Here is an 8973-nt window from a genome sequence, read left to right as displayed (position 1 = left end):
CCGTGGCGTGCTGGAGGGCGCGGCCGGGGAGGTGGGGTGAGTAGGGAAGTGGTGAGTGGGTGGGGGATGGAAGGGTCCGGTTGCGGGGGGGGGGGAGGGGGGGCGGGCGGACGCTCAGATGGTATGCCCGTGGCTCAGAGTGTCTTCAGGTATTCGAGGAGCGCCGTGCGCTCAGGCTCAGTGAGCTCGTCGCCGAAGTCGTGCCCCTGGTTACCATAGCCACGACGGGTCGTGTCGTAGACCCACTTCTGCGCTTCCAGACTGGCGAACTGCTCCCGGCCTTGGTCCAGCTCCCGGTACCGCCAGCCGAGCGCGGCCTGGTCGTAGTCCGGCTCGGCGCCATCGTGGCGCCAGTAGGTGGGGCGCTTGCTGGTGTCCAGCAGGGCGGCGATGGTGGGGACGCTGCCGTTGTGCAGATAGGGTGCCGTGGCCCAGACGCCGTCCAGCGGCGGGGCTATATAGCCGCGGCCGGGTACGGCGTCGCCATGGCGGCCATAGAACGAGGTCTCGAACCAGCGGATGTAGTCCTCGGCGTCGTCGACGGCGGCGTTGGCCATCGCCGGGTCGGTGCCGACTTCGTCCAGGCCAACCAGCTTGTTCGGATAGTGCTCGCCGCGGCCGTAGCGGCCATGGCACTCCTTGCACTCGCGGTTGAACAAGCGCTCGCCGTCGTCGGCCAGCGCCTGGTCGATGGGCCAGGGGTAAGCGGGCGCTTCCAGCGTGGCCAGGTAGGCTGCCACATCGGTGAACCAGCGGTCGATCTCTCGCGCCTCCGCGACGCTGTCGGTACAGGTGGTGGAGGCGAGGATCATGGTGCCCACGTGATCGCCGCGGCCCTGACCGTTGTAGAAGACGGCGTGCTTCTTATCCAGGTTCCACCAGGGCGGCACGCTGACGGGCAGGACCTCTGTTGGCGGCAGCTCCATCAGCGGCTCGTCGGACCAGGCGAGCGTCTTCGGGTCGCGGTGGGCCATGAGCGCGAGGGTAATGGCTTGGGCCGGGTTGGCGCCGACGGTGTCGGTCATGGTCCAGGGGGCGATGGCCGCGATCCGATCCGCCCAGTCCGGCCAGGCGGCGGCCTCAGCGTCGCCCTCAACATAGGCGCCCGCCGCCTCCACGTCCATCACCGGGTCGGCGTTGAAGTCCAGGAACTCATTGCCCAGACCGATAACGAGCTCACCGTTGAGCGGCGCGGCATGGCAGCCCAGGCAGTTGCTGGTGATCAGCTCCACGCCGCTGTCCGCGGTGTGGGCCGTGAGCTGGTAGGGCAGCTCCGCATTGCGACCCTCGCGGCCCGGGAGGTCGTATTCCGGCGCCGGCGCGCCGGTGCTGGCCTTGTAAGCACTGTAGGGCAGGCCGCAGGTGACCACGGCGCGATTCAGTAGGGCTTGGCGGCCGGCTGCGGGGTCACCCGGGCGCTGCTCGGCGGGCGGGATTTCGCCGGGCTCGGCAATAACCACCTCCGGCGGCTGCTCGCCGCACGCGGAGAGCACCAGCGCCAGGATACCGGCGGCGAGCGGCAGCGCAAACGCGAGGTGGCTGCGGGAGGAGCGGCGGTTGGTGGGTGGTGTCGGCATAGGGTGCGGGGTTCGGCTACTGCGGGCGGGGTGACGGCGCGTCGATCGCTATGGGCTGTGTTGGAGCAGGCGTTGGTCCTTACGTGGTCCCGACAGGTTGAGGGCGCAACGGGTTCCAATGCCGCTGAAAGCCTGCCGCAGGCATTGAGCCACCAACGGGCGTTGCTGCCTCAAGCTGGTGTCGCTAGGGCGCAGCCGATCGCGGCGCTGTGTGCGCATCTCAGCTGTCCGCGGCGGCGTAGCCGCTCAAGTCCATGCGCCCGCCGCCGGCGATAGGTCTGCCCTGCCGCATGCCTTTGATGGCCACGACGCCGCTCCAGAGCCGCTCGCCCAGCATCAGCTCCTGGTCCGGATGCAATGCATGGATGTCGAGCTGCAGGTCAAGCTCCGGAGCGGCGAGCTGCCAGTGGACGGGATAGGTGGCGGCGCCGTCGGGGCTGCGCCAAGCCGCCTCGCCGGGGGCGAGTGTCAGGGCCCGGCGGCGCAGTACCCGCGTGCCACCGTCCGACGCAATCACCAGACAGGTGGGCACCGGCGTGCCACCGCCCGCGCGGCGGCGCAGCTGAATGCAGAGCAGCTCGCTGCCGTCATCGAGCTGCAGCAGAAAGCGATTCAAGGCCAGCTGCCCGCGGCTGCCGGCGAGCCCGGCGGCGCTGCCCACGGCGTCCCCCCAGAGGTGATCCAGCCAGGCACTGCCGGTGACCCGGGTCTCGGCGCCCGCAAGCAGGAGCTGCCCGGCCAGCTCGAGCCTGGGCGCGGCGAGCCAGCGTAAGGCAGCCGCATTGTCGGCGCTGCCGGAGGGGCGCGCTCCAGCCCCGCTGTCCAGTAGCGTTGCGGCTGGGGTGATCGGGGTCTTCTGCGGCACCAGACGGAGGTCGAGACGGCTGTCGTTCAGCCTGACGCTGAGCTGTCCCGCCCCGGCCTCGGCGCCGCTCACCGCCAGCCGCCAGTCCTCGAGCCACACGACAGGCGGCTCAGCAGTGGCACCCGCGAGTCCGGCGGCCGTGCGGCTCGCACGCTCCGCATGGAGGGGTGCGCCGTCCTCCGGCACCAAGCTGAGGCGGCCCAGCAGCAGGCCTTGCGCGGCGAGCCCCGAGCTCCGCGCATCGGCAGCCTCCGGTCCGCGCAGGCCGAGTCGCACCAGCGTGAGCCGCAGGCCGTAGCGGCGACCGGCACTGTCGCGCAGCTGCCCGGTGAGGTCCCACAGCTCGGTGCGAAAGGCGGGATGTGGACCCAGATCACGCGGCAGCTCGGGCGTCCAGTCGGCGGCGGCGTCAGGGGTCTCGAAGCCGGCCTCGGCCACTGGCGGCAGCGCCGAGGCGAGCGTGGCCGGGTCCAGCAGCCGGGGCGGCGTGGTGGTGCCGCCGGGCCAGAGCAACCAGGCGGACAGCGCGATGACACCGACTGCGAGCCAGGGCGCCGCCCGTTGGATTAGGCGCCGCATGAGCGCTGCTCAATCGGCCGGATGCGGTCAGCCGGCAGGATCATCCCTTGCGCGCCCGTGCATACTCGGCTTCGGCCCGTGGCAGCAATGCGCGCAGCTGTGCGATGCGCCGATCGTCCAGCGGGTGGGTGCTCAGAAATTCGGGCGGCTTGCCACTGCCCTGCTTGCGGTTGAATGCCTGGAAGCGCTGCCAGAACTCGACGGCCTCCGCCGGGTCGTAGCCGGCACGCGCCATGTAGAGCATGCCGAGCTCGTCGGCCTCCAGCTCGTGCACGCGGGAGTATGGCAACAGCACGCCCACTTGGGCGCCCAGTCCATAGGCCTGCATGACACCCTGGCGAGCGCCGGGGGCGTTTTGTGCCAATGCGGCGTCGGCAATAGCGCCCAGCACCTGCAGGCCCATGGTCTGTGACGCGCGCTCGGCGCCGTGTCGGGCGACGACGTGGGCAACTTCGTGCCCCATGACCGTGGCCAGGCCGGCCTCGGTCTTTGTGATGTCGAGAATGCCGGTGTTGATGCCGACCTTCCCGCCGGGCAGCGCGAAGGCGTTGGGGGTGTCGTCCTCGAAGAGCACGAACTCCCATTCGGCATTGGCGACGGGTGCCACGCGGGCGATGCGCTTGCCGACGCGGCGCACCATCTCCGCATCCTTGCCGCTGGTGACCGTGGGTTTTTGCTGCTTGAGCTGGTTAAACGCCTTGAGCCCCATCTGCGCCTCCTGCGCCGGGTCGATCATGATGAACTGCTGACGCCCGGTCTCGGGCGCCGTGGCGCAGCCGGCGATCACGCCGAAGGCGAGCAAGGCTGCGATGAGTAGCTGCGCGGCGGTGCGGGTTAGGGTCTGGAACATGCTGTGGACCTCCATGACTACCAGGCTATGCATCTGGCGTGACCGGTGCGCGACTTGCCGCACGCCGGTTAATGTCGTTAGCCGACTGTGGCCCGCATATCTGCGAGCACGCCCGGCGCTACCGGCGCAAGGCGACCGTCCGCGTCCAGCGTCAGCCGACCGGTGGCCACCTGTCCCACCACGCTCGGCCCGTCGCTGCCCAGGCGGCAGACGTCGCCGTTCTCGATCACGGCCACGCGCGGCACGTGACAGCTGAGGGCGATATCGGCATTGGCGCGCAGGTGGCGCGGTGTGCCATGGGTCGGCACCACCGCCGGCGGCTGTACCCAATCATACAGCCGACGCAGGTCGTCCGCCGCGGGGTGCCCGGAGACGTGCACATGGGCGTCGGCGTCGGTGACCAGCTCGCAGCCCAGGGCGCGCAGCTGCGACTGAACCCGCTGCACCGGCCGCTCATTGCCGGGGATGAGCTTGGACGAGAAGATCACCGTGTCCCCCGGGTCCAGCAGGATGTCGCGATGGCTGTCCGCGGCCATGCGCGAGAGCGCCGAGCGCGGCTCACCCTGGCTGCCGGTGCAGACTGCGAGGACTTCCTCGCGCGGCAGGTAGCCAAGGTGGCGGGCGTCCACCAGCTCGGGCAGATCCAGGGGCCAGTAGCCGGTGGACCGGGCCACTGCAACCATGCGCTCCATGGCCTGGCCAATGACGCCAAAGCGCCGGCCAGTGGCCTCGGCCACGCATGCGAGGGTCACCAGTCGTGCCACATTGCTCGCGAAGGATGTCACCACGACACGTCCGCTTGCGGCCTCCACCACGTCCTTTAGCGGCTGGAAGAGCCCGCTCTCGGAGCCGGTGCTGCCCGCGACCACGGCATTGGTGGAATCACAGACCATCGCCAGCAAGGGCTCGCGGCGCAGGGCACGCAGCCGCAGCGCATCGTATCGCGACCCTATCACGGGCCCATCGTCGAGCTTCCAGTCGCCGGTGTGGAACACCGCGCCGGCAGGGGTTGTGATAAGCACCGCATTGGGCTCGGGAATGCTGTGGGTCATGCCGATGTACTCAACGCCGAAGGGCCCGACTTCGAAGCGGGCGCCGAGAGGCAGCTCGTGTACCGGCACATCGTCGAGGCCGGCGCGGGCGAGCTTGAAGCGGGCGATGGCAGCGGTGAAGGGCGTCGCATAGACCGGGCACTTGAGCCGCTTCCACAGATAGGCGACGGCGCCGACATGGTCTTCATGCGCATGGGTCAGGACGATGCCCGCGAGGCGCTGGCGGCGGCTGACGATAAATGCCGGGTCTGCCATCAGCACGTCGTAGTCCGGGAAGGCGTCGCCGCCAAAGGTGATGCCGACGTCAATAATCAGCCAGTGGCCGTCGTGGCCGTAGAGATTCAGGTTCATGCCGATCTCGCCGGTGCCGCCGAGGGGCAGGAACAGCACTTCATCGGCGCGCGGCGTGGTGTCGGCGGGGAGCGGTGTCATGCGAAGGTGCGGCGGATCGGCAGGAGTCGACGTGAGCGTTTCTGGGCTGGTTAAGACAGCGGCGATGTGCGCGCATTCCGCGCTGGGCATCTTGCCGTGCAGGAAGGTGCGACAGCGGAGGCGGAATGCCGCGTGCGAACGGGCGCTCCCGTCGCCCCGTAAGTCTGCTGCCGTCCGCCCTTCCGTTGTTCCGTGTCAGCCGCCCGCAGCACGGGGCCGTAGTAGACTCGGGGTGGAGGAGTTACATCGTACGGGGCCCGATGGGGGCCGCCGGCACGCCGGCGCCGACGATCTGTCGCGGCGCCGCGGACCATAACCCTAAAAAGAGCAGTTGACCGCTTCAGAGCGTATGCAAATGGCTGTACCGGTTGCGATTGCCACACTGGCTGCATGTCACCCACCGGGTGAGCGCCGCTACGGCCGCCATGGCACGCCCCGCGCGGCGCCTGGCTGCGTTACAACTCCTCGGAATAGAACAGCTATTCCTCGTCGTTGTGCCTTGCCAGGCACCCCGCGGGACGCACCCTGACGACCGTCCAACTACTCTTTTTAGGATAACAGCTCCTGAGGAGGCACCTGTGCGCATGCACATCCGGCAACAAACACTTTGCAGCCTGATTGCCCTGGCCCGGGAGTTCCAGGCCAAAGAAGAGGTCTGCATCCCGCAGGAAGGCAACAGCTCGTCCGAGGACTGGGCAATGCAGATGCTCGCCGACCACGGCGACGATTACAACGTCGGCGAGTTCCGCAGCATCGTCCACGACTTCTCGGAGCGCCAGCGCGCCGAGTTGGTGGCCCTGATGTGGTTGGGCCGCGGCGACTACACCGCTGAGGAATGGGAGGATGCCGTGGACGAGGCACTGGGCGACTACAGTATCCGCGCCGCGGAGTACGTGCTTGCCCATCCGATGGTCTCGGACCACCTCGAAGAGGGGATGATCGCCCTGGACATGCCCTGCGAGTGACGCCGGCGAAGCGTTTGCGCTGGCCGCGACGCGGTTTCCGTGGCAGCGGCATCCTCACCGCGAGCCATCAGCCTCGGTGCGCTGGAAGTCGTCGCGGCAGGATGCCGCTCCCACAGGGCTGAGCGTCAGTGATGGGCGTCCGGTGGTGCGCCGAAGCGCCGCGCGGTCGGGTAGGGGAAGACATCCACCATTTCGCCTTCCCGGATCGCCGCCTGGCGGGCACGCCACCAGGCCGGCTCGAAGACCTCCGCGTGGCAGGCGCGGAAGGCCTTACGGAACCTCGGCTCGGTGAGCAGGAAGGTGGCGAATTCTTCCGGAAACACATCCGAGGGACCCGCCGTGTACCAGGGCTCCTCCGCCAACTCCATCTCCGGGAAGGGTGGCTCGGGGATATCTCGGAAGTTGCACTCGGTCAGATAGCAGAGCTCGTCGTAGTCATAGAAGACAACACGGCCCTGGCGGGTGACGCCGAAGTTCTTGAACAGGAAATCGCCCGGGAAGATGTTGGCGGCCGCCAGCTGTTTGATGGCGTCGCCGTATTCGCGGGCGGCATGGGCAATCTCTTCGTCATCGGCGCTGGCCATGTAGAGGTTGAGCGGCGACATGCGCCTTTCGATGTAGAGGTGCTTTACGACCACCTGATCGCCTTCCACCGTCATGCGGCTGGCGCACTCTTCTCGCAGCATGGTGATGAGCTCGTCCGAGAATCGCGCCCGCGGGAAGGCCACGTGGGAATACTCCCAAGAGTCCGCCATGCGCCCGACCCGGTCGTGCAGCTTCACCAGCCGGTATTTCTCCATCACCTGCTCGGGCGTCATTTCCTTCGGTGGCGGAAAACGGTCCTTGATGACTTTAAACACAAAGGGGAAGGAAGGCAGCGTAAAGACGCACATCACCATGCCGCGGATTCCAGGGGCCACCACGAACTGGTCCGTCGAATAACGCAGGTGTTTCAGGAAATCCCGGTAGAACTCCGCCTTGCCAAACTTCTGCAGCCCGATGGCCGTGTAGAGCTCCGCCTTGGACTTGTGCGGCATCAGGGGGCGGAGAAATTCCACCACTGCCGCTGGCACCTCCGTGTTCACCATGAAGTAGGCGCGCGAGAAGCTGAACACATTGGCGAGCTCGTCGGAGCCGGTCAACAGGGCATCGACATAGAGCCCCCCTTGCTCGTCGTTCAGCACCGGGATGACGAACGGTGTCTGGTGCGCGCCGTTGATGGCCTTGCCGATGATGTACGCCGCCTTGTTGCGGAAGAAGGGTGTCAACAGCACAGCCAGCTGGAAGTTCTGCTGCCGCGCCCGGTTCGGCGGGAAGCGCTCGCGAATGGCGTGCATGACGTTGCGCACGTCTCGGCGCAGGTTCCGAAAGGGCAGCGCGAAGTCCATGTCCCGCAGCACATCGGCAATGACGGCCGCGAAGCCGTGGCGGTCCGGGTAGTAGGGCCGGAAGATGGGCACCTCCGCCTCGAGATGCTCGGTGGAGAGCATGGGCCAGACGAAGATGTAGGCGTTGTTGTAGTAACGGCGGTCGAACAGCCGGCAGAACACGGAGTTGTAGAAGGTCTCGGCCAGCTCCGGCTGATGGTGCTGGGGCAGCAGGCGCGAGTACTCGACCTTGACGCGTCGCCAGAGGTTGTCGTCGGCGGTGCGCAGGTGGAACTCACGGCGCAGCACAGCGACAGTCTCGCTCACGCGGCAGTCGTAGAAGTCGATACGCTCTCGGGCGCAACGGTTCGCGGCGATCCAGTTCGCCTGCTCGAAATGCAGCCGCGCGTCGGCGGTGATGGCGCGAAAGAGACGATAGTGGCGGTCGAAGCCATCAAGGATGGCCTCAGCGAGCTGTTTGGCCTCGATCCAAGCCATTTAGTTGCGCCGCGCTTGCAGTGACTGCTCGGCACCGGGGACGGGGCCGAGGGCCGAGGGCTGAGGGGCGAGGGCCGCACCGACAAGGGCCGGCGAGAGCGGATTGCCGCTTGGCGTGCAGAGGCGCAACTGGCCGACGGCGCCCGGCGCGGCGCGGCGCTCTTGCCGCTGGGCCCTTGCCGAATAGCCGACGACGACAGCTGGCGCCGCCGCCGCGCGCCTACTCATGTCAGCCGCTCCCGGGCGATCAGTACACCGTCCGCGTCCGCATACACCCAGTCACCGGGCTTGACCTGCGCGCCCGCGACTTCCACCGAGAGGTCGCGCTGACCCTCGCCCCGGCGTGTGCTCTTGCGGGGTGTGGCACCGAGGGCCTTGACGCCGAGCGCCATACCGGCGAGCACGGCGGTGTCGCGAACGCAGCCGGTCAGGATCACACCAGCCCAGCCGTGCTCCACGGCGCTCGCGGCGATCAGGTCGCCGAGCATAGCGCAGCGCAGCGAGCCGCCGCAGTCTGCGACCAGGACCCGTCCGTCGCCGGGCTCCGCGAGGGCTTCCTTGATGCGGGAGTTGTCCTCGAAGCACTTGACCGTGACAGCCTTGCCGTCGAACGCAGTGCGGCCGCCAAAGTCGTGAAAGATGGGGGCGCAGACGCCGAGCGCCTCGCCATGGCGATCGTAGAGGTCGGCGGTGGAGAGGTCAGGCATGGGGTGTCTGGTTTCGTCAGCCACGCTTTGGTGGCGGCGGGGTTTCGACATAGGAAGACTGGAGCGAGGTGTGGTGGGAAT

Annotated in this window: 7 protein-coding genes; 1 reads left to right on the top strand and 6 read right to left on the bottom strand. The window is 68.0% G+C overall.

The window, feature by feature from the left end; translation table 11 throughout:
- Positions 1-134: 134 nt before the first annotated feature.
- The 4 genes from I6U14_RS15880 to I6U14_RS15865 all read right to left on the bottom strand — a co-directional run bounded on the left by I6U14_RS15880 (position 135) and on the right by I6U14_RS15865 (position 5355).
- Positions 135-1577: a c-type cytochrome gene (locus tag I6U14_RS15880; RefSeq protein ID WP_296900496.1), complete on the bottom strand. Its 1443-nt coding sequence runs from the start codon at positions 1575-1577 to the stop codon at positions 135-137.
- Between the two features lie 220 nt (positions 1578-1797).
- Positions 1798-3021: a lipocalin-like domain-containing protein gene (locus I6U14_RS15875; protein WP_296900495.1), complete on the bottom strand. Its 1224-nt coding sequence runs from the start codon at positions 3019-3021 to the stop codon at positions 1798-1800.
- Between the two features lie 40 nt (positions 3022-3061).
- Positions 3062-3871, bottom strand: a complete 810-nt coding sequence (locus tag I6U14_RS15870; RefSeq protein WP_296900494.1) for a M48 family metallopeptidase — start codon at positions 3869-3871, stop codon at positions 3062-3064.
- Positions 3872-3948: 77 nt separating this feature from the next.
- Positions 3949-5355, bottom strand: a complete 1407-nt coding sequence (locus tag I6U14_RS15865) for a ribonuclease J (protein WP_296900493.1) — start codon at positions 5353-5355, stop codon at positions 3949-3951.
- Between the two features lie 584 nt (positions 5356-5939).
- Here I6U14_RS15865 and I6U14_RS15860 point away from each other — a divergent pair.
- Positions 5940-6320, top strand: coding sequence for a DUF3775 domain-containing protein (locus I6U14_RS15860; RefSeq protein WP_296900492.1), 381 nt, complete (start codon positions 5940-5942; stop codon positions 6318-6320).
- A gap of 125 nt (positions 6321-6445) precedes the next feature.
- On the opposite strand, the gene aceK is transcribed toward I6U14_RS15860, so the two are convergent.
- Together aceK and rraA are read right to left on the bottom strand one after the other, a co-directional pair.
- Entirely contained in the window at positions 6446-8185 is a 1740-nt protein-coding gene (gene aceK / locus I6U14_RS15855) for a bifunctional isocitrate dehydrogenase kinase/phosphatase (protein WP_296900491.1), read from the bottom strand.
- 224 nt (positions 8186-8409) lie between these two features.
- Positions 8410-8892 (bottom strand): ribonuclease E activity regulator RraA, encoded by a 483-nt coding sequence (rraA, locus tag I6U14_RS15850; protein ID WP_296900490.1) that lies wholly within the window; start codon positions 8890-8892, stop codon positions 8410-8412.
- Positions 8893-8973: the final 81 nt, after the last annotated feature.

The organism is Thiohalocapsa sp. (assembly GCF_019695415.1).
GTDB lineage: Bacteria > Pseudomonadota > Gammaproteobacteria > Chromatiales > Chromatiaceae > Thiohalocapsa.
The sequence above is the reverse complement of the archived record's forward strand: the minus strand, read 5'-3'. Positions and strand labels throughout refer to the sequence as shown.